Consider the following 19,346-nt stretch of genomic DNA (forward strand, 5'->3'; position numbering starts at 1 on the left):
TATGCAAAAGGCCGCCCGAAGGCGGCCTTGGACGAATCATGGCAGAACGTTTGCCACTTGAACGTCGACTCAGGACTTCTTGTAAGCCGCCACCGATTTTTCGATGGCCTTGCGAGCGGCTTCAACCCCTTCCCACGACTCGACCTTGACCCACTTGCCTTTCTCCAGGTCCTTGTAGTTCTCGAAGAAGTGGGCAATCTGCTGGCGCAGCAGTTCCGGCAGGTCGGTGACTTCCTGAACGTCGTCATAGAGCGAGGAGAGCTTGGCGTGAGGAACACATACCAGCTTGGCGTCTTCACCTGCCTCGTCGGTCATGTTCAGGATGCCTACCGGACGGGCGCGGATGACGCTGCCGGGGGCGACCGGGTAGGGAGTCACGACGAGTGCGTCGAGGGGGTCGCCATCATCTGCCAAGGTGTGCGGAATGAAACCGTAGTTGGCCGGGTAGAACATCGGAGTGGCCATGAAACGGTCAACCAACAGTGCGCCCATGTCCTTGTCGATTTCATACTTGATAGGCGCGTGGTTGGCAGGAATTTCGATCGCCACATAGATATCGTTGGGCAGATCCTTTCCAGCGGGGATGTTATCGAAGTTCATCTTGAGTTCCTTGGCTTGGCTTATCTATTGCGATTGAGGCAGATGTCACACAATTGATGCATTGCATTAATAGGGCAGAATTATACGAACATGACTGCCAGATTACCAATGCGACATAGGTGTTTGACGTTGACCAAGGCAGCGGGCGGGGTGCTCTTTGATGGCCGACGCGACGTTTGGTGGGCATCGTTTCGGCGTCTCAGCGTGTATCATGTCGCCGAGTGATCGTGGCAAGGACCTTTATGTCCAGGAGGATGAGTTGGCGCACGCCCAGTTGCTAATCAGTTATGGTCAGGCTTTCGTTGCCCCGCAGCGCCGTCAGCATCGCAGCTCCATGTCGGTACGCCTGCCGGATGAGCCCGTATTGAAGGCGAAGGGCGGCTGTGCCGTCATCAGTGACTCGCTGTCGCGCAATACCATGGCCAAGCAGGCAGGCGATCTGAGCGTTCGTGGATTCCTGGCCGATTATTACTCGACCCCCGAGCACTGGGATACCAAGACCTCTGCCACGCGGGTCTTGAGAGCGCTCAACAGCTGGTGTTACAGCCAGAGCCAGCACGTCAAGGAAGGCGGTTTTGTATCATCGATGTCTGCGCTGGTGTTTCTGGGCCGCGAGGGGCATCTGTTTCATATGGGCGATACGCTGGTCTTCCGTCTGCGAGGGGCCGAGTTCGAACAGTTGACCCGTGACCATGTGACCGACGTGGGAGGCTATCGCTATCCCTCTCGGGCCTTGGGCATGGATGGCAGCCTGGATATCGATTACACCCACCTGCCGCTCAAGCAGGGTGATTTTTTCGTCTTTACCACCCAAGCCGTGCGCGGCACGCTCATGCCGTCTGACTATGTGCGCTTGATTCGTGAAGATGCCAGCGATCTCGATGCGGCCTGTGAGCGCCTGGCCAGCGAAGCCAAGCAGCGCGCCCAGGAGCGAGGTTATGGGGGAGAGCAGTTCTGTTTTCAGATTCTGCGTGTCGATGAGCTGCCGGAAGAACCCAGTGATACGCCCAGCATGCTGTATGGGGACTTGCCCATTCCCCCGGAACTGGCGGTAGGCGAGCGGCTGGATGGTCTCGAAATACAGGCGGTGCTGTCGCGAAACGCGCAGTCCAGGGTCTACCGCGTACGCGATGTGCACAGCGACCGTATCATGGTCATGAAGGCGCCAAGCCCGGAGCTTTCGCTGCGCAATGCCTATCTGGAACACTTCCTGCTGCAGCAGTGGGTAGTGGAGCGGGTCAACTCCCCCTTCGTGGTCAAGGTCATGGAGCTGTCGCGTCCTCGCCGCTATCTCTACTATCTCATGCAGAACGTGGAAGGCGAGACGCTGCGTGAGTGGGCGCAGCGCCACCCTCAAGCCAGCTTGAACCAGCGTCTGGACATTGCCAACCAGCTGGGCAAGGCGGTACAGGCGCTGCACCACCGAGATATCATTCATCAGCAAATCAACCCGGATAACGTACTGATCGACCAGCACGGTAAAGTCGTGCTGACCGACTTCAGCGCCTGCCACATGCGCGAGGTGGATGGCCATCGCCAATCCGGCGATCTGCTGCGGCAGGTGGGGCTTTGCGAGCATACGGCGCCTGAGTATGCGCTGGGCGACACCATTGGCCGCCGCAGCGACCAGTATTCGCTGGCTTCTACCGTTTACTGGTTACTGACCGGCGAGCTGCCATACCTGTTGACGCCTAACCGCCTGCGCAGCCATACCGATCTTGAAGAGCTGGCCTATCGCAGCGCGCGTACCACCAATCCTGAGATTACCCCGGAGCTGGATGAGGCGCTACGTCGAGCCCTGGACCCCCAGCGAGCGCTGCGTTTTCGTCGCATGTCGGAGTTTCTCTACGCACTGCGTGTGCCCTTGGGGCGTTTGCCGGTACGCGAAGAGTCGCGCCCAGAAGCTCGGCGGTTTTGGCAGGGGGTAGCGGGCATACTTCTGCTGCTGTTGGTGCTCTCCTGGCTGTTGCGCTAGATCAAAACGCAGAAGGGATGGCCTGGGCCATCCCTTCTAGCGCTACTGCGGGCCGTTCAGGCCGTATTACAGCGTGAACTTGGGCAGTTTCTGCGCCACTTTCGCCAGCTTCAGCTTGGCGACTTTGGGCAGGCCATTTTCGAAGGGCGGGAAGTCTTCGCCTTGAATCAGCGGGGACAGGTAGTCGCGGCACTGCTGAGTGATGTCGAAGCCACTTTCGCTGATGAAGTCACGTGGCATGAACTTTTCCTGGTTGGCAATTTGCGCCAGGGGAGCAGAGATCACGTCCCATTGGTATGGGGTCTGAGAGATACGACGAATCGCGGGCATCATGGAGTTCTTGCCTGCCAGTGCCAGCGTCACGGCCTCGCGGCCCACTGCATAAGCCTGTTCCACATCGGTTTTGGAGGCCAGGTGACGCGCCGCGCGCTGCAGGTAGTCGGCCACGGCCCAGTGGTACTTGTAACCTAGGTCCTGCTTGATCATGCCCGCCAAGGTGGGCGCTACGCCGCCTAGTTGGCGATGGCCAAAGGCGTCGGTATTGCCTGCATCGGCCAGGAAAGTGCCGTCTTCGTAGCGCGCTCCTTCGGAGACCACGATGACGCAGTAGCCGTACTTCTTGACGCTCTCATCGACCCTGGCCATGACCGCTTTTCGGTTGAATGCCACCTCGGGGAAGATGATCAGGTGAGGCGGTTCACCTTCTCCTTCCCCTGCCAGGCCACCCGCCGCCGCAATCCAGCCTGCATGACGCCCCATGACTTCGAGCACGAACACCTTGGTAGAAGTGGCGCACATCGAGGCGATGTCCAGAGACGCTTCGCGGGTAGAAGTGGCAATGTACTTGGCCACGCTACCAAAGCCTGGGCTGTTGTCGGTGATGGGCAAATCGTTGTCGACGGTTTTCGGTACGTGAATCGCGGTCAGCGGGTAGCCCATTTTTTCGGATAGCTGAGACACCTTGAGACACGTGTCGGCGCTATCACCTCCGCCGTTGTAGAAGAAGTAGCGGATGTCGTGGGCCTTGAAGACCTCGATCAAGCGCTCGTACTGGGTGCGATGAGTATCGATATCCTTGAGCTTGTAGCGACATGAGCCAAAAGCACCGCCCGGCGTATGGCGCAGGGCAGCAATGGCGTCGTCGCTCTCCTGGCTGACGTCGATCAGGTCTTCGGTCAGGGCGCCGATGATGCCGTTATGGCCGGCATACACCTTGCCGATCTGGTCGGGGGCTTGCCGACACGCTTCGATCACGCCGCAGGCGCTGGCATTGATGACGGCGGTAACGCCACCGGACTGGGCGTAAAAGGCATTGTGCAGGGCCATGGAACGTTTCATCTCCTGAACGAGTATCGTGTGACTAGCTAAATGAGCTTTCGGGTTTATCAATAAATGCTGCGGAGTTTAGCCTAAAGCCGCTGCCACTGCATTACACGCAGGGCAAGGCTGCTGGAGCTACTCCTCGCCTGCGTCCATGGCTTGCTCTTTCAAAGCCAGCCGCCAGCCGCCCAGATCCTTGTAGCGATTGACCATGGCGCAGAACAGTTCGGCGGTGCGCTCGGTATCATAACGGGCGGAGTGAGCCGATTTGTTGTCGAATTCGATACCCGCCGCCCGGCAGGCGCGTGCCAGCACGGTCTGGCCGTAAACGAAACCTGCCAGGGTCGCCGTATCGAAGCTCGAGAACGGGTGAAACGGGTTGCGCTTGACACCGCACCGATTGGCGGCTGCGTTCAGAAACCCTTGATCGAAAGCCGCGTTGTGGCCGACCAGGATGGCGCGAGAGCAGCCATGCGCCTTGATGGACTTGCGGATGGGGCGAAAGATTTCTCCCAGCGCCTCGGACTCGCTCAAGGCGACCTGGCGGCGCAGCGGGTCATCCAGATTGATACCTGTGAAATCGAGAGCCGATTGCTCCACATTGGCCCCTTCGAAGGGGTGAATGTGGTACGCATAGGTGGCGTCGGGCAGTAGATTGCCTTCCGGGTCCATGGTGAGCGTCACAGCGGCAATTTCCAGTACGGCATCCGTCTGGGCATTGAACCCACCCGTTTCCAGGTCAATGACCACCGGCAGGTAACTGCGAAAACGCTGGGCCATCAGATCGCGGGCAATTGCCTCGCTCATGCAGCTCTCCTTAGTAAAGCGAGTAATCGAACACAGTGGCGGTCATGAGGAGTCGCCACGAATGTGCTGATTCTAGCAGCTTTGGGCCCGAGGCGTCGTTGACGGTATTCGCTGGGCATCGAGAGCGCTATACTGGACGCCAGGTGTAATGGATAGCGCCCGAGCGTGCTGTCGATTCTGGTGAACTGTGTTCTTATTCAAGAGGAGCAAAGAATGTCCGATGTCAAAAAGGTTGTGCTGGCATATTCAGGCGGCCTGGACACATCCGTTATCGTCAAGTGGTTGCAAGAGACCTACAACTGCGAGGTAGTGACCTTCACTGCCGACATCGGTCAAGGTGAGGAAGTCGAGCCCGCGCGTGCCAAGGCCCAGGCGCTGGGCGTCAAGGAAATCTACATCGAAGACCTGCGTGAAGAGTTCGTGCGCGATTACGTCTTCCCCATGTTCCGTGCCAACACCATCTACGAAGGCGAGTACCTGCTGGGTACCTCCATTGCTCGCCCGCTGATTGCCAAGCGGTTGATCGAAATCGCCAACGAAACCGGCGCCGACGCCATTTCCCACGGTGCGACCGGCAAGGGCAACGATCAGGTGCGTTTCGAGCTGGGCGGCTATGCGCTCAAGCCGGGCGTCAAGGTCATCGCGCCCTGGCGCGAGTGGGACCTCACTTCCCGCGAGAAGCTGATGGCCTACTGCGAAGAGCACAATATCCCGGTGGATTTCTCCAACAAGAAGAAGAAATCTCCGTACTCCATGGATGCCAACCTGCTGCACATCTCCTACGAAGGCGGCATTCTGGAAGATCCGTGGGCCGAAGCCGAAGAAGACATGTGGCGCTGGAGCGTTTCACCGGAAGCCGCCCCTGAGCAGCCCACCTACGTCGAGCTGACCTTCGAGCAAGGCGATATCGTGGCCATCGACGGCGAGACGTTGAAGCCCCATGAAATCCTTGAAAAGCTCAACAAGCTGGGCGGCGATAACGGTATCGGCCGTCTGGATATCGTCGAAAACCGCTATGTGGGCATGAAGTCTCGCGGCTGCTACGAAACTCCCGGAGGCACGATCATGCTGCGTGCCCACCGTGCCATCGAGTCGCTGACGCTGGACCGTGAAGAAGCACACCTGAAAGATCAGCTGATGCCCAAGTACGCCGAAGTGATCTACAACGGCTACTGGTGGAGCCCCGAGCGTCGCATGCTGCAGGCGGCCATTGACGAAACGCAGAAAAACGTTTCAGGCGTCGTGCGCATGAAGCTCTACAAGGGCAATGCCACGGTGGTGGGTCGCAAATCCGAGCAGTCGCTGTTCGACGAGTCCATTGCCACGTTCGAAGACGATGCCGGTGCCTACAATCAGAAAGATGCCGAAGGCTTCATCAAGCTGAACGCACTGCGCCTGCGCATTGCGGCCGGCAAAGGTCGCCAGCAAAGCTAGTCTCTTCCCTTGTGACCAGCCCCGGTGGGTTGGTCACTCTTTCCTGGAGTGGTCATGTTTAAAAAACTACTTGCGGGCCTGTTTGGGTCAAGCGATGAGCGTAAAAGCGTGTCGGGCACCAAGGCGGCAGAGCCTGTCGCCTACAAAGAGTATCTGATCATTTCACAGCCGGATGACCAGAGTGGCCAGTACCGTGTCAGCGGTGTGATTCGTAAAGCCGTTGCGGATGATAGCGTTCAAGAGCACCGCTTCGAGCGTTCCGACATGCTGCCGGGGCGTGATGCCTGCGACGCGCTGATGGTCAGCAAGGCGCAGCGCTTCATCGATGAGGTGGGGGACGCGATGTTCGAACCGGACCCCCGTCGTGAAAGCGGTACCCCTAGCTAAGCTGTGAATCCATCAAGGCACGCGCTTCAGCGGCCGCTTTCAGCATGAACTCTGCGGGCACGCTCGTCAGGACGGCGCCCTGCTCACAGGCCGCTATATCCACCAGCAGTTGCCCCAGTGCGCCGGCATAGCTTGCCAGCGCCTTGTGTATGCTCTGGCTCAGGGGCAGCTCCTGCAGCATGACCTCCAGTTCAATCCCCAGAATGACCGGCATGCGCGAAAACAGCCCGACGATAAAGGCTTCTTCTGCGTCCAGCCCACGCTGCTCCGCCAAGGCCTCACAGGCAAAGGCACGCGTCAGCCCATTGATCAGGTTGACCTTGCTGGCCGGATTGTTACCCGCCAGCATGACGATCGATACCAGGGTGCGCAGCTCCTTCAACCCGATGATGTGAACACAATCCAGTAGTTTGTAGGCGGGACGCTGTGCGGCCTTTCCTGCGGAATTGGCGCGCTTGAATACCGCATTGAGCAGGTAGGGGTCTCGGGCAATCAGCGTGCTCAGCGCAGGCAGGCGAACTCGGTCGCTGTAAAGCTGCGCCAGTAGCTGCATCTGATTGGCGCGCGACGTGCTGTGGCGCTGGGTTCTGGTGGTCTGAATTTGTGGGCGTTGGTAAAAGTAGCCCTGGAACAGGCTGAAGCCCAGCGCTTTGCATTGCTCGAATTCGTCATGGGTTTCGACCCGCTCTGCCAGCAAGGTGTAGCCTTGACGATGGAGAGACGTAATCATGTCGATGGGCAATCCCACCGAGATATCGAATTTGACGATATCGGCAAAGGCCATCAGCCCTTGATTGGCTGAGTTGGGCTCCACATCATCCAGCGCCAGTCGATAGCCTTGGTTCTTCAGCCGCCGGAGAGCGTCGGTCAAGGGTTCGCTGGGCTGCGTGTCTTCCAGAATTTCGATGACGATTTGATCCGCAGGCAGGCCAGCCAGATCGGGGTTCAGCAGCCAGTCATGGGAAGCGTTGATGAACAGCTGCCGTTGGCCGCAGAGCTTATCGAGACCGATTTCGTAGATGGCCACCGCGCAGGCGCGAGCCGTCGCCTGTACGGCGTCCAGAATCACGGCGTTACCTGCGCTGGCGTTTCCCCGATACAGCAATTCATCCGCGACATGCTGCAACTGCACGTTGACGATGGGCTGAATGGCGATCGTGTATTGGTCGCTCTCGACATCGATAAGTTCTGACCCGCTCAACATGATACAGCTCCAGCATGGCGATATGACGGTGTACAAGGATCCAAAGAATACCGTACAAACACAGGAACATACCAGTTACATCGCAGCACAGTGCGTTGACAAAAAGGAGGAGTCATTTAAACGGTAGGGCGGGCAGTTCGATCCACATTCGCGTGCCCCCAAGGTCGGAAGCGTCTGCCCACAGCTTCCCTCCCAGGTGCTGAACGATGGCGCGACTGATCGGTAGCCCAAGCCCGCTGCCTTTTGGGCGTTGGGCATGAGGCTGTCCGCTGCGCTGCAGCTGGTAGAATTTTTCGAAGACGTGCTCCCTTTCTTCCTCGGGAATACCAGGCCCGTTATCTTCCACACTCAAGCGAAACTGATCTCCGTGGGCCTCGACACGTAGCACTATCTCGGGATGGGTATGATGCGCAAACTTGCGCGCATTTTCCAGCAGGTTGATGATCACTTGTTCCAGTCGGTCGGGGTCGGCTTCCACCATGGCAGTCTCGGGTTGCACCTCCAGCCGGAAGGTCAAGGCTGCTTCTTGATGCAAGCGGGCCAGTGCGTCGCTGCTTTGTCTGGCCAATGCCACCAGGTCGACGGGTTTCGGCGACATGGTCAGACGACCGCTTTCCAAGCGTGCCAAGTCGAGTATTTCCTCGATCAGCCGGGAAAGTCGTTCGCTTTCCTGCACCATGATGGCCAAGAATTGATGGCGCTTGTCATCGCTGATATCCGGCGTGTCGCGCAATATTTCGGCAAACGAGCGAATCGACGTCAGCGGTGTTCGCAGCTCATGGCTGACCATGGCCACGAACTCATCTTTCATCCGGTCCAGCTCGCGCAGCCGCTCATTGGCACTGCGCAATTCCTGGCCCACGCGGGCCAACTCCTGGGATTTCTGCTCGAGGCGACGGTTGTACTCCAGCGTCTGTGACGTGGTATCCAGAATGCTCAGCACCGAGGCGACGTCCAGCGCTTCACCGCGCAGCACCGAATTGATCAACACGCTGGCGGAGGCACTGCCCAGGGAGCCTGCCAGCGCCTGCTCGGCCCGCGTGATCAGCCCGCTGGAAGCAGGCTGTGTTTTGTTCAGCGGCCCATGTTGGGTAAACACGCGTTCGGTGGCCGTACTGCCCAGGTAGCGGATGAGCAGGGCATGTAGTGCCCCTTCGGTGGTTTCGCCTCGCCATAGAGAGGTCGTGTGCAGGCCCGGGTGCATGGCGCCGGTGAAGAGCGCTGCCTGGGTCTGTTCCAGCGGTGTGGGCCGGGTAAACAGCGATACACCTACCAGCAGTCCCACATTGCACAGCATGCTCCAGAACAGTGAGTGGGTATAAATATCCCAGTCAGTCAGGCCCAGCAGGGCATAGGGCGACAGCCACGATAGCCCCCAGGGCCCTTGGGTGATCAGCGTGCCATCCAGCCATCCCGATTGGGCAAAGCCCGGCAGCAGCAGGGTGTAGAACCAGACGATAAAGCCTGCAACCAGAGCCGCGGCTGCCCCTTGGCGGGTGGCACCGCGCCAGTAAAGGCCGATCAGCAGCGCGGGGGCAAATTGGGCCACGCCCGCAAACGAAACCAGCCCGATGGTGACCAGGCTGTAAGTGTCGCCAATCAGCGCGTGGTAGAGATACCCCATCAGCAGAATCACGAGGATGGCGATTCGGCGTATCCCCAGCAGCCAATCGGCCAGCTTGCCGTGGCTGCCGATATAGAGCCCTTTGACCTTGAGCAACAGCGGCATGACCAGTTGGTTGCTCACCATGGTAGAGAGCGCGATGGTTTCCACGATCACCATCCCCGTGGCCGCGGACAGCCCACCGATGAACACCAGCAAGGGCAGGCCCTCGAGACCTGCGGATAGAGGCAGCGTCAGCACGAAGCTGTCCGGGTCTCCGGCATCCAGCAGCAGCCCCGCCAGGGCAATGGGAATCACGAACAGGTTGATCAGCAGCATGTAGAGCGGAAAAAGCCAGCTGGCGCGAATCAGGTGCTGCTCATCGACGTTCTCGACGACCAGTACTTGGAACTGACGTGGCAGGGTCAAAAAAGCCAGAAACGCGAGCAGCAGCATGCCCACCCAGCCGGTGGCCCCGCCGGGTACGCTCTCCAGGCGCATGGCGTTGGTCAGCTCCGGCATGGCCGCGGCCTGCGCGAACAGGGCGGCAGGCCCCTCGAACAGCACGAAGGTGACGAAGATACCCACCGCCAGAAACGCCACCAGCTTGACCAGCGACTCGACTGCAATGGCCGCGACCATGCCCTCGTGGCGCTCGCTGGCATCCAGATGGCGAGTGCCGAACAGAATGATGAACACGGCCAGTACCATGGCGATCCAGAACGAACGATCACTCCAGAATCGCTCGGTGGCCAGGGTCGCGTCGGCACTCAACGGGTAATTCATCAGCACCGCATGGCTGACCGTGATCGCCTTGAGCTGCAGCGCGATATAAGGCGTGATGGTGATCAAGGCCATAAGGGCCACCAGGGCACCCAGCAAAGAGCTCTTTCCGTAACGGGCACTGATGAAGTCGGCAATCGAGGTGATCCGCTGCTGAGCCGCAATGCGCACCATCTTGCGCAGCGTGAAAGGCGCCAGCAGCATGGCCAGCGTGGGCCCCAGATAGATGAGCAAGAAGCTAGGGCCAAACTGCGCGGCCCGGCCCACGCTGCCGTAAAAGGTCCAGGCGGTACAGTAGACCGCAATGGAGAGCGCATACACCGTGGGCGAGCCAATCAGCGAGCGCCCCTGTTCGGCGCGGCGGTCTCCCCAGGCGGCCACCATGAACAGCAGCGCCAAGTAGCTGAAGGCAGCCCCAATCACCACCAGGTCGGTACGCATGCTCATCGTCGTCCGGGCGTTTCCACCAGCCAGGCGGTCATGCCGATCAGCGCGCCCCAGACCACGAACAGGTAGAGCGGCAGCCAACCCAATGAGGAGGGCAAACGGTCCATGATCAGCAGGGCGGGCGGACAAAACAGTAGCAAGGCCAGTATGATCAAGGCGATCAATCTTTCCTGACGTCGGGAGAGCGGGCGGGAGGTTTTCATGAGGCGCTGGCATCCTCACGGTCGAAGGCATTGGCCTGCAGGGCTAGCAGTTCCTCGAGGGTATCGATGCCTCTTGCCTCCAGTCGGGGCAGCAGCGCCAACCACAGCTCCGCCGTGACGCGGGCATCGCCCAGCGCCGTATGCCGCGTGCCGGGGGGGAAGTGCAGATCGTAGCGCTTAGCAAGGGTATCCAGGTCGTGACCATCCAGCGCTTCGTCCAGTGCTCTGGATATCAACAGCGTATCGAGCACCGGCATGTCAAAGCGAACGCCATGGCCGCTGATGGCCAGCATGTCGAAGGCGGCGTTGTGGGCCAGCAAGACGGCATTGTCCACATAGGCGCTGAACAAGGTCAGCACGCTGTCCAGTGTGGCAGCACCTGCCACATCGGCATCGGTAATGCCGTGGATGACCGTACTGGCCGCCGGTATGGGGCGTTGGGGGTCGACGTAATGGTTGAAAGCGTCACTGGCCAACAGCCGCCCATTGACGATACGGCACGCCCCCAGGCTGATCACCGTGTCGCCTCGACGCAGCTCCAGGCCGGTGGTTTCCGTGTCGAAGGAGACGATATCCAGATTGCGCAGCCGACGACTGGCCAGCGCATCATCCGGGGCGGGCAACTGGGCAATGCCGAAGTCGTGGAATTCGGGCCGTGGCGGGGCGGGTTCACGGGGAGCGTCGGTACGCTCCAGGGTAGGTAGCGGCATGCGCAAACGCGCGTGGCGCTTGTCGCTGTCGGCAACGCTCCAGATATCGGCGGCGTGCTGGCGCAAGATGTCGGCCACCGATGGCCCCAGCGGCAGCGCCGTCAGCCGCTCTTCACGCCAGCGTACCAGCTCGCTCTCGGGCACGGGAGCACCTTGCCAGATCAGGTCGACGTAAACGCGTTTCTGATGATGGCTCAGCTCGCCCTCGAAGCCGCCGCTGGGCAAGTGGCTGTGTAAATAGCGCACCAGGGAGTCGAACAGCTCGATCAGGGCGGGAGCATCGCCCTTGAACCAGGCAGGCATGCCAATGGGGGTAATTAGCCGATGGGCAGGGTCCAGTCGCTCATCCAGGGATTGCCAGAAGTCATTGGACCACATGGGCCGCAAGCGCTCGCCGTGGTACTGCATGTCCTCGAGAAGCGTGGCCATTCTGGCGACCTGCTGGTTCAGGCCATGGCTCTCTTCCTGAATGACCTGCTCCAGGCGTTCTCGGAGTGCAGGATCCTGGGGCAGGGTGGCCAGTTGCCGCATGACGTCCGCCGCACTGCCCAGGCTGGCAGAGTGCTGGCGTAGCGATGGCAGCAGACTGCCCAGGTCGGCGCGCACGCCCATCTCGTTGTTCCAAGCCGTGGTGGCATCGCTGCACGTGACAAGGGTTTCTTTTTCGCTGCCGGGCACGCGTCGGATCACCACTTTCAGCCAGCGCTGTTCGCAGGGGGCCAGCAGTTCCCTGGGAGAGCCATCGTCCGGCAACTGGGCCATGGCATGTTCAAGGCCAACGGTGGGCAGCAGCGTGTCGAGGCGTTTGCCAAGCCCCAGCCCCGTGTGCCCGGCAAAAAAATCCTCGGCGGCCTGGTTGAACAGCATGACTCGGCGATGACGGTCGCAGAGCAGCAGCGGCGTTTCCAGCACCTGCAGCAGTGTTTCCAGCTCCTGACGTATGCGGGTGGCGCTACGCGCACCCTCTGCATGAGCGGTGGCCAACCGCCCTCGGTCGGCGCGCCAGCTCTGGCTGAGGCGCCGCAAATCGGGGCCGAGCCCCTTCAGCCAGCCTTCGGGTGTGTTTTCGTCCTGGGCATCCGGATTGGCTACCCAGCGTGCCAACTGGGCCTGAAGGTGGCGCAGCGGGGTGAACAGCATGCGTTCGAGCAGCAGCCCGACCAGAAAAATCGTCATGCCGCCAGAGAAGCTGCCCAACCACAGCGCGGCGCGGGCAATTCCCGACAGGCCCAGCTGAGCATCGAGCCAGGCGGCAAAAATAGCCCCGCCAAGCAGGCTGATGCCACTCAACAGCAGCCATACGCCCATGAGGCGCTGGCGTTTGGGTAACCCTTTGCCGGTCATGGCGTTCGCTCACCCAACAGGGATTTGACCTTTTCCACCAGTTGCTGAGTGGAAAAGGGTTTGGTCACGTAGTCGTCTGCTCCCAGCGCCAGGCCTTTCTCACGCTCTACTTCGCGGCCGTGGGCGGTCAGCATGATGACTGGCAGCCGCTGGGTCGTTGCTTGCTGTTCACGCTGGCGCAGCTGCTCGAGCACTTCGAAGCCGCTGATGCCGGGCAGGCTGATATCCAATAACAGCAGGTCGGGGGAGGCATCTTCCAGACGTAAAAGTGCGCTTTCTCCATCCTCGGCAGTCACGACTTCGAGTCCGGCATGGGACATCAAGAACTCCAGAGACAGGACAATATTGGGTTCATCGTCGACCACTAAGACTTTGGCCATGGAGGGCTCCTGATAACGCAACGTTATTATTGGTTCTTGAAGAAGTTTAGGTAGCCAAGCCGAGCCCGCCAAGACGACCTTCGATGAGTATGGCCATGACGTCTACAACTTTCGCAGTGGTTTAAAGCCATAAAAGGGCTTTTTCATGGACTTGCCAGACGTCTCATACCACTATGAAAACGCTCGAAGTGAGCAAGCGAGTAAGCCCAACAATAAAGCATCACCATTAAAGGAGCTGCGCTTATGAGTGCTATTTTCTTGCTGGTGGTGGGTCTTGGTGCAATGGCATTGGGGTACTTTATTTACTCCAAGTTCGTTGCTCAAAAGATCTACCAACTAGATCCTGACTTTAAAACCCCTGCCCATGAGTTCGAAGATGGCGTCGATTATGTGCCTACCAATCGGTTCGTGCTGTGGGGGCACCACTTTACCTCGGTGGCGGGTGCCGCACCCATCGTCGGGCCGGCCATCGCTGTGATCTGGGGTTGGGCACCGGCCTTCATGTGGGTGGTGTTCGGCACGATATTCTTTGCCGGGATTCATGATTTCGGCGCCATCTGGGCCAGTGTGCGCAACAAGGCAAAATCGGTGGGGGCGCTCACTGGAGATGTCGTTGGCAAGCGTGCCCGCAGTATCTTCATGATCGTCATCTTTCTGGTGCTGCTCATGGTCAACGCGGTGTTCGCGGTGGTCATTGCCGGTCTCATGATGAATTTCTCCAGCGCGGTCGTGCCGGTGTGGGGAGCCATCCTCGTGGCACTGATCATCGGCCAGTTGATCTACCGCCGGGTCATGAGCTTGCCCGTTGTATCGGTACTGGGGGTCATTGCGCTCTATGCCCTGATCTTCATTGGCCCTTCGGTGCCGATCCAGATGCCCTCGGAAGTGGCGGGTATGTCCGGTAACGCGGTGTGGATCCTGATCCTGTTTGCCTACGCTGCCATCGCCTCCTTGCTGCCCGTCTGGATGCTGCTGCAACCCCGTGACTATATCAATGGTCTGCAGCTGTTCATCGGTCTGCTGGTGCTGTACGGCGCCCTGGTGTTGCTGAACCCGACTCTGGTAGCACCGGCGTTCAACAGCGATGTGCCTGCGGGCACGCCATCGCTCATTCCTTTGTTGTTCGTGACCATTGCCTGTGGGGCAATCTCTGGCTTCCATGGGTTGGTGTCTTCGGGGACCACTTCCAAACAGCTCAACAAGGAGACCGACGCGCGGTTCGTGGGCTATTTCGGCGCGGTAGGCGAAGGCATGTTGGCCTTGGCGGCGATTCTGGCAGCCACGGCAGGCTTTGCAACGCTGGGTGACTGGCAGGCCATGTACAGTGCCTTTGGCCAGGGGGGCGTCAACGCCTTCGTGGAGGGCGGAGCCTACATCATCCATAACGGCCTGGGGCTGCCTGAAGTGACGGCGGCGACGCTGCTGACGGTCATGGCGGCGCTGTTTGCCGGGACCACCATGGATACCGGGCTGCGGTTGCAGCGCTATATTTTCCAGGAGTGGGGCGATATCTATCAGCAGCCGTGGATGAAGAAACCCGCCATTGCCACCGGCCTGGCCGTGGGTAGCTGCCTGTTGCTGGCGTTTGGCGCCGGTGGGGCCGACGGCTCGGGTGGGCTGATCATCTGGCCGCTGTTTGGGACCACCAACCAGTTGCTGGCAGGCCTGACATTGCTGGTGATCACCGTGATGCTGGTGCGCCTGAAACGGCCCATGTGGTACACCCTGGCACCGCTGTGCTTCCTGCTGGTGATGACGATCCTGGCGCTGCTGCTGCAGCTGCGCACTTTCTGGAATCAGGGCAACATGTTCCTGCTGGTACTGGACATCGTCGTCCTGATTGCGGCCATCATGGTGGCCATGGAGTGTGCGGCCGCGCTGAAGCGCTCGCGTTCCGAAGTCGCCGAGCAGCAGCCTTAGCCGCTGCACAACCCTGGAGAAACCCCATGAGCGATGATCTGCATTCCGGGTCGTCGCGTCGAGAAACGCTCAGGGCCTGGCTCGACCAGGCCCGCTTCTTTACCGAAGAGGTGTACAGCGCCCGCTACCGGGGCGCCATCGCCAGAGCGCGACGCGATGAAGACGACCTGTTCATGCTGCTGGTGTTTGCCGAAATGATGGGCCTGCAGAATCCTGCTGCTTATTACACGCTTGAGCTGCAGCCATTGCTGCTCGAACGCTTCCATGACTGGCATCGACGCATGGGCATGGAGCACTCCCCACTGGATCACTTCCGCTGCTGTTGAGGCATTTGCCCAGCGGTAGCCCGCACATCAGGACAGACCATGCACGCTGTATTGAATCGACGCCTGCTATGGGTAGGTGGCAAAGGGGGCGTTGGCAAGACCACCGTGGCGGCCTCGTTGGCCGTGCTGGCCGCCAGCCGAGGCAAACGGGTGCTGGTGGTCTCCACCGACCCGGCCCATAGCCTGGGCGATGTGTTCGACAGGCAGTTGGGCGATACGCCTCGCCGCCTGTTGCCCAACCTGGATGCCATGGAGATCGACCCCGACCGTGAAGTGGAAGCACACCTTGCCCGCGTCGTGGCCCAGATGCGACGTTATGCAGCGCCAGAAATGATGCAGGAGCTGGAGCGGCAGATGCGCCTGACACGTCAGTCTCCCGGCACTCAGGAGGCCGCCTTGCTGGAGCGGTTGGCTCGTCTGATGGTGGACGATGAGGCCCCCTATGACGTGATCATTTTCGATACGGCGCCCACGGGGCATACCCTAAGGCTGCTGACCCTGCCCGAGGCCATGGCCGCGTGGACCGACGGACTGCTGGCCCATAACCGCAAATCCGCCGAGTTGGGCAAGGTGCTGGAGCATCTGACCCCCAAGCGAGGCAGGGACGTGGCCACGCCCTTTGACGACCCCACCCAGGATCCGCTGGAAGACCTGGATGAACGCACCCGCGACGTGGCCAGCACGCTGATCGAGCGCCGCCGCCTGTTTCACCAGGCACGACGACGTATCGAGGATAAAAGCGCCTGCAGCTTCTTGTTCGTCATGACCCCCGAGCGGCTGCCGATCCTGGAAACCGATCGTGCGGTGAAAGCGCTGGAGGAAGTGCGTATCCCGGTGGCGGGGGTGCTCATCAATCGGGTGATTCCCGCAGACGCCGACGGCGAGTTCCTGGCAGCCAGGCGGCAGCAGGAGGCCACTTATCTGGCGCGCATCGAACAACATTTTCGCCACCTGCCGCGCCCCGTGCTACCTTGGCTGCCGACAGATGTACAAGGTATTGAGGTGCTGGAGCAGTTGGCTGCCCAGCTTGAACAGCAAGGATTTTGATGCGGGTATTACTGCTCTCCGCCTACGAGGCGGTCAGCCATCGTTACTGGGCAAACAGTTTGATGGCTGAACTGACGGATGTGGAATGGACATTGCTGAGCTTGCCACCGCGCCATTTTGCCTGGCGCATACGCGGTAATCCGCTGAGCTGGTGGTTGAAGGAACACGCTACCCTCAGCCAGCGCTTCGATGTGGTGCTGGCCACCTCCATGGTGGACATGGCCACGCTGGTGGGACTGTTTCCGCACCTGGGCCAGGCCCGCAAGATCGTCTATTTCCACGAGAACCAGTTTGCCTACCCGGAGTCCAGCGAGCAGGTGCCCCAGGTCGAAGCCAAAATGGTCAATCTCTATGCGGCCTTGGCGGCGGATACCCTGGTATTCAACACCGCCTATAACCGCGACTCCTTTTTTACTGGCGTCAGGCAATTTCTGAAAAAAATGCCCGAGAACCTCCCGGCCGCCGCGCCGCTGGAGCTGCTGAGGCGTTCGGCAAAAGTGTTGCCGGTGCCCTTGCAGCCGCTGGCGCAGGGGCCCGACGTTGCACCGCCACCTCGCCGCATCGTCTGGAACCACCGTTGGGAGTACGACAAGAACCCCGAGGACTTCTTTGCGGTGTTGTTCAGGCTGAGTGAGGAGGGCGTGCCTTTCGAACTTGCCGTCATGGGCCAACGGTTTCGCGACGAGCCCGCCATCTTTGCTGAGGCGCAGGTGCGGCTGGCGCAGCATCTCGTCTGTTGGGGGCCTCAGTCAGAGGAGCAGTATCAGGCGCTGTTGAACGGCGGTGGTATCGTCGTGTCGACCACCTGGCATGAGTTTCAGGGGCTGGCCATCATGGAGGCTGCCCAGCGTGGCGCGTGGCCGCTGGTGCCGGACAGACTCTGCTTTCCGGAACTCTATCCTGACGCCTACCGTTACGATGGGACACGGGAGGGGCTCTATCAACGCCTTGCCGCGTGGCTACAAGGCACGATGACCGCCCCTGAGCGGCTGGATACGTCGCCCTGGGAGTGGCCCCAGTGGCGTGAGGCGTATCGTCAGTTGCTGGGCTGAAGGAGGTCCAGACGTCTGGTAGGCCAGTGCACCACGGCCGTGTGAGGTCGCATCTTGCTGGCCAGCTCAGGATGACGCTGGCCGATCACCTGTGCGGCAAAGCGCGACAGGAACTGCGATTTCAGCTCTGCCCGCGCGCGATCGACGCCGCTGTACTGATAAGGGGTCGAGGCCAGCAGCATGAAGCCATCGTCTGGAATGCGGCCATGGCGCATGTTGGCGGCGATGATATCCGCCGCCGTGCCAATGGGTTCTGCCAGGTCGGGCCCGTAGGGGCCGATGATCAGTGCGGTATTGGGCAGGTGAAGAAAATCGAAACCTCGGCCAATGCAAATGACCCACTCGCGGTGTTCGATATCCAGTGCCCGGGCGGTGCCATACAGGCTAGTGACATGGGCCAGGTTGCCTTCCAGCAGCGGTAGCAGGTCACGGCGTATGTCGTCAGGCATATCCGGGCAGACGGTGGCTAGGCGGATGGCCAAGGCCTCTGCCGGTTGGCCTACCCAGTCGCGAATGTCCAGGACCGTTCCCGCCTTGCCATGAATCACCAGCGCGTCGCTATCCGTTTCAAAGCCACACACCAGCGGGTACACCTGCTGGTGGTCCTTGCCAAACAGTCTGCCCGCCTGCTCGGCAATGCCGTATGCGTGAGCCCGGGCTGCCGCCGTATCGCAGCCGAAGCCTGCACAGCCCCGCTGCTGCTGTCCGGCGGAGTAGTGATAAGTAATGCACATCAAGGTGCCGCGCCCCTGCTGCGCTGCCGCCAGCACCGAATCGGTGAGCAGCTCACCCAGGTAAGGCCAGCCCAGGTCGAAAATACCCCCCAGGTTGCGAAACGGCGTGATGATGCCCAGCGGGGTGCGGGTGGCATGGGGAAGGTGGATACGGCCATCCATGCACTTCATCACCAGAAGTGAAGTAGGGTGCTGCGCCAGATAGCGCTGCCGTGCCAGCCACGCGTCAGGACTGCAGAAGTGCTCTGCGTGCTGGCGGGAGAGAGCCAGCAGCGCGTCGATTCGCTCGTGGATAGGGCGCTGGTGAAGCCTTGTGGCAGAGCTGTTGCTGGTACTTGAGATGGTACTTGAGATGGTACTTGAGATGGTACTGTGATCAGTGCTGGGCATGAGCAGCTCCCTGGGGCGGCCCAAACGTTCAGGCCAGCTCGGTTTTGTCTTTATAGTCGCAGAGATCCTCGATGATACAGCTACCGCAGCGTGGCTTGCGAGCGATACAGGTATAGCGGCCATGCAGGATCAGCCAGTGATGGGCGTCCTGCTTGAAAGCCTTGGGCACATGGCGCAACAGCTTCTGCTCCACTTCGACCACGTCCTTGCCCTTGGCGATGCCCGTCCGGTTGGAGACTCGGAAGATATGCGTGTCCACGGCGATGGTGGGCTGCCCAAAGGCGGTATTGAGAATGACGTTGGCGGTCTTGCGCCCGACACCCGGCAAGGCTTCCAGCGCCTGGCGGGTTTGCGGCACGTCGCTACCATGCTGGTTCACCAGAATATGGCAGGTCTTCATCAGGTTTTCAGCCTTGGTGTTGAACAGGCCGATGGTCTTGATGTACTCCTTGAGTCCCTCGATGCCCAGCGCGATGATTGCTTCGGGGGTGTTGGCCACCGGAAACAGTCGGTCGGTGGCTTTGTTGACGCCCACGTCGGTGGCCTGTGCCGAGAGCAGTACCGCAGCCAGCAGCTCGAAGGGGGTGCTCCAGTTCAGCTCGGTGGTGGGGTGCGGATTTTCCGCCTGCAGGCGGGCAAAAATCTCCTGCCGTTTCTGGGCATTCATGAACGTTTCTCCA

General features: G+C 60.3%; 17 protein-coding genes. 7 read left to right on the forward strand and 10 right to left on the reverse strand.

Features of this window, described 5'->3' with window-relative positions; genetic code table 11:
- Positions 1 to 69 precede the first annotated feature (69 nt).
- Positions 70 to 600, reverse strand: coding sequence for an inorganic diphosphatase (gene ppa / locus LG409_RS08245; RefSeq protein ID WP_039178176.1), 531 nt, complete (start codon positions 598 to 600; stop codon positions 70 to 72).
- A gap of 259 nt (positions 601 to 859) precedes the next feature.
- Between ppa and LG409_RS08250 the strand changes: the two genes are divergently transcribed.
- Entirely contained in the window at positions 860 to 2,575 is a 1,716-nt protein-coding gene (locus LG409_RS08250; RefSeq protein ID WP_039178470.1) for a bifunctional protein-serine/threonine kinase/phosphatase, read from the forward strand.
- A 66-nt stretch (positions 2,576 to 2,641) separates the two neighbouring features.
- Here LG409_RS08250 and LG409_RS08255 read toward each other — a convergent pair whose 3' ends face one another.
- Complete coding sequence (locus LG409_RS08255; RefSeq protein WP_039178173.1) at positions 2,642 to 3,901, reverse strand: 6-phosphofructokinase; 1,260 nt, start codon at positions 3,899 to 3,901, stop codon at positions 2,642 to 2,644.
- A 129-nt stretch (positions 3,902 to 4,030) separates the two neighbouring features.
- Positions 4,031 to 4,702, reverse strand: a complete 672-nt coding sequence (gene rnt, locus LG409_RS08260) for a ribonuclease T (RefSeq protein ID WP_016913724.1) — start codon at positions 4,700 to 4,702, stop codon at positions 4,031 to 4,033.
- Positions 4,703 to 4,915: 213 nt separating this feature from the next.
- Here rnt and LG409_RS08265 point away from each other — a divergent pair, with 213 nt between their 5' ends.
- Positions 4,916 to 6,136: an argininosuccinate synthase gene (locus LG409_RS08265; RefSeq protein WP_039178168.1), complete on the forward strand. Its 1,221-nt coding sequence runs from the start codon at positions 4,916 to 4,918 to the stop codon at positions 6,134 to 6,136.
- Between the two features lie 54 nt (positions 6,137 to 6,190).
- Complete coding sequence (locus tag LG409_RS08270) at positions 6,191 to 6,523, forward strand: HlyU family transcriptional regulator (RefSeq protein WP_227407996.1); 333 nt, start codon at positions 6,191 to 6,193, stop codon at positions 6,521 to 6,523.
- On the opposite strand, the gene LG409_RS08275 is transcribed toward LG409_RS08270, so the two are convergent.
- From LG409_RS08275 to LG409_RS08295, 5 genes are all read right to left on the reverse strand, one after another.
- Positions 6,516 to 7,727 carry an EAL and HDOD domain-containing protein gene (locus LG409_RS08275; protein ID WP_227407997.1) on the reverse strand — a complete coding sequence of 404 codons (1,212 nt, stop codon included), beginning with the start codon at positions 7,725 to 7,727 and terminating at the stop codon, positions 6,516 to 6,518. The genes LG409_RS08270 and LG409_RS08275 overlap by 8 nt on opposite strands.
- Positions 7,728 to 7,839: 112 nt before the next feature.
- Positions 7,840 to 10,554, reverse strand: a complete 2,715-nt coding sequence (locus tag LG409_RS08280) for a sensor histidine kinase (RefSeq protein WP_227408101.1) — start codon at positions 10,552 to 10,554, stop codon at positions 7,840 to 7,842.
- Positions 10,555 to 10,556: 2 nt separating this feature from the next.
- Positions 10,557 to 10,763, reverse strand: a complete 207-nt coding sequence (locus LG409_RS08285) for a hypothetical protein (RefSeq protein ID WP_039178157.1) — start codon at positions 10,761 to 10,763, stop codon at positions 10,557 to 10,559.
- Positions 10,760 to 12,817, reverse strand: coding sequence for a 3'-5' exonuclease (locus LG409_RS08290; protein WP_227407998.1), 2,058 nt, complete (start codon positions 12,815 to 12,817; stop codon positions 10,760 to 10,762). The genes LG409_RS08285 and LG409_RS08290 overlap by 4 nt, the downstream gene beginning before the upstream one ends.
- Positions 12,814 to 13,197 (reverse strand): response regulator transcription factor, encoded by a 384-nt coding sequence (locus tag LG409_RS08295; RefSeq protein WP_039178151.1) that lies wholly within the window; start codon positions 13,195 to 13,197, stop codon positions 12,814 to 12,816. The genes LG409_RS08290 and LG409_RS08295 overlap by 4 nt, the downstream gene beginning before the upstream one ends.
- Before the next feature lie 243 nt (positions 13,198 to 13,440).
- Here LG409_RS08295 and LG409_RS08300 point away from each other — a divergent pair, with 243 nt between their 5' ends.
- From LG409_RS08300 to LG409_RS08315, 4 genes are read left to right on the forward strand one after another with little or no spacing between them, the layout of a single operon-like run.
- Complete coding sequence (locus LG409_RS08300; RefSeq protein WP_227407999.1) at positions 13,441 to 15,117, forward strand: carbon starvation CstA family protein; 1,677 nt, start codon at positions 13,441 to 13,443, stop codon at positions 15,115 to 15,117.
- 26 nt (positions 15,118 to 15,143) lie between these two features.
- On the forward strand, positions 15,144 to 15,443 hold the full coding sequence (locus LG409_RS08305; protein ID WP_016913733.1) for a cory-CC-star protein: 300 nt from the start codon (positions 15,144 to 15,146) through the stop codon (positions 15,441 to 15,443).
- Between the two features lie 39 nt (positions 15,444 to 15,482).
- A complete protein-coding gene (locus tag LG409_RS08310; RefSeq protein ID WP_096923058.1) occupies positions 15,483 to 16,490 on the forward strand; it encodes an ArsA family ATPase in 1,008 nt (335 codons plus the stop codon).
- Positions 16,490 to 17,542 carry a tRNA-queuosine alpha-mannosyltransferase domain-containing protein gene (locus tag LG409_RS08315; protein ID WP_227408000.1) on the forward strand — a complete coding sequence of 351 codons (1,053 nt, stop codon included), beginning with the start codon at positions 16,490 to 16,492 and terminating at the stop codon, positions 17,540 to 17,542. The genes LG409_RS08310 and LG409_RS08315 overlap by 1 nt, the downstream gene beginning before the upstream one ends.
- Here the strand turns inward: LG409_RS08315 and LG409_RS08320 are convergent.
- On the reverse strand, positions 17,527 to 18,666 hold the full coding sequence (locus tag LG409_RS08320; protein ID WP_227408001.1) for a carboxysome shell carbonic anhydrase: 1,140 nt from the start codon (positions 18,664 to 18,666) through the stop codon (positions 17,527 to 17,529). The two genes, LG409_RS08315 and LG409_RS08320, sit on opposite strands and share 16 nt — an antisense overlap.
- 28 nt (positions 18,667 to 18,694) lie before the next feature.
- Positions 18,695 to 19,333: an endonuclease III gene (gene nth, locus LG409_RS08325; RefSeq protein WP_039178135.1), complete on the reverse strand. Its 639-nt coding sequence runs from the start codon at positions 19,331 to 19,333 to the stop codon at positions 18,695 to 18,697.
- Positions 19,334 to 19,346 lie beyond the last annotated feature (13 nt).

Source organism: Halomonas sp. NyZ770 (assembly GCF_020616575.1).
GTDB classification, from domain to species: domain Bacteria; phylum Pseudomonadota; class Gammaproteobacteria; order Pseudomonadales; family Halomonadaceae; genus Vreelandella; species Vreelandella hamiltonii.

Coding starts and splice junctions, on each gene's coding strand:
- ppa (WP_039178176.1), bottom strand. CDS start 600: ATGAACTTCGATAACATCCCCGCTGGAAAGGATCTGCCCAACGATATC.
- LG409_RS08255 (WP_039178173.1), bottom strand. CDS start 3,901: ATGGCCCTGCACAATGCCTTTTACGCCCAGTCCGGTGGCGTTACCGCC.
- rnt (WP_016913724.1), bottom strand. CDS start 4,702: ATGAGCGAGGCAATTGCCCGCGATCTGATGGCCCAGCGTTTTCGCAGT.
- LG409_RS08265 (WP_039178168.1), top strand. CDS start 4,916: ATGTCCGATGTCAAAAAGGTTGTGCTGGCATATTCAGGCGGCCTGGAC.
- LG409_RS08270 (WP_227407996.1), top strand. CDS start 6,191: ATGTTTAAAAAACTACTTGCGGGCCTGTTTGGGTCAAGCGATGAGCGT.
- LG409_RS08275 (WP_227407997.1), bottom strand. CDS start 7,727: ATGTTGAGCGGGTCAGAACTTATCGATGTCGAGAGCGACCAATACACG.
- LG409_RS08280 (WP_227408101.1), bottom strand. CDS start 10,554: ATGCGTACCGACCTGGTGGTGATTGGGGCTGCCTTCAGCTACTTGGCG.
- LG409_RS08285 (WP_039178157.1), bottom strand. CDS start 10,763: ATGAAAACCTCCCGCCCGCTCTCCCGACGTCAGGAAAGATTGATCGCC.
- LG409_RS08290 (WP_227407998.1), bottom strand. CDS start 12,817: ATGACCGGCAAAGGGTTACCCAAACGCCAGCGCCTCATGGGCGTATGG.
- LG409_RS08295 (WP_039178151.1), bottom strand. CDS start 13,197: ATGGCCAAAGTCTTAGTGGTCGACGATGAACCCAATATTGTCCTGTCT.
- LG409_RS08300 (WP_227407999.1), top strand. CDS start 13,441: ATGAGTGCTATTTTCTTGCTGGTGGTGGGTCTTGGTGCAATGGCATTG.
- LG409_RS08305 (WP_016913733.1), top strand. CDS start 15,144: ATGAGCGATGATCTGCATTCCGGGTCGTCGCGTCGAGAAACGCTCAGG.
- LG409_RS08310 (WP_096923058.1), top strand. CDS start 15,483: ATGCACGCTGTATTGAATCGACGCCTGCTATGGGTAGGTGGCAAAGGG.
- LG409_RS08315 (WP_227408000.1), top strand. CDS start 16,490: ATGCGGGTATTACTGCTCTCCGCCTACGAGGCGGTCAGCCATCGTTAC.
- LG409_RS08320 (WP_227408001.1), bottom strand. CDS start 18,666: ATGCCCAGCACTGATCACAGTACCATCTCAAGTACCATCTCAAGTACC.
- nth (WP_039178135.1), bottom strand. CDS start 19,333: ATGAATGCCCAGAAACGGCAGGAGATTTTTGCCCGCCTGCAGGCGGAA.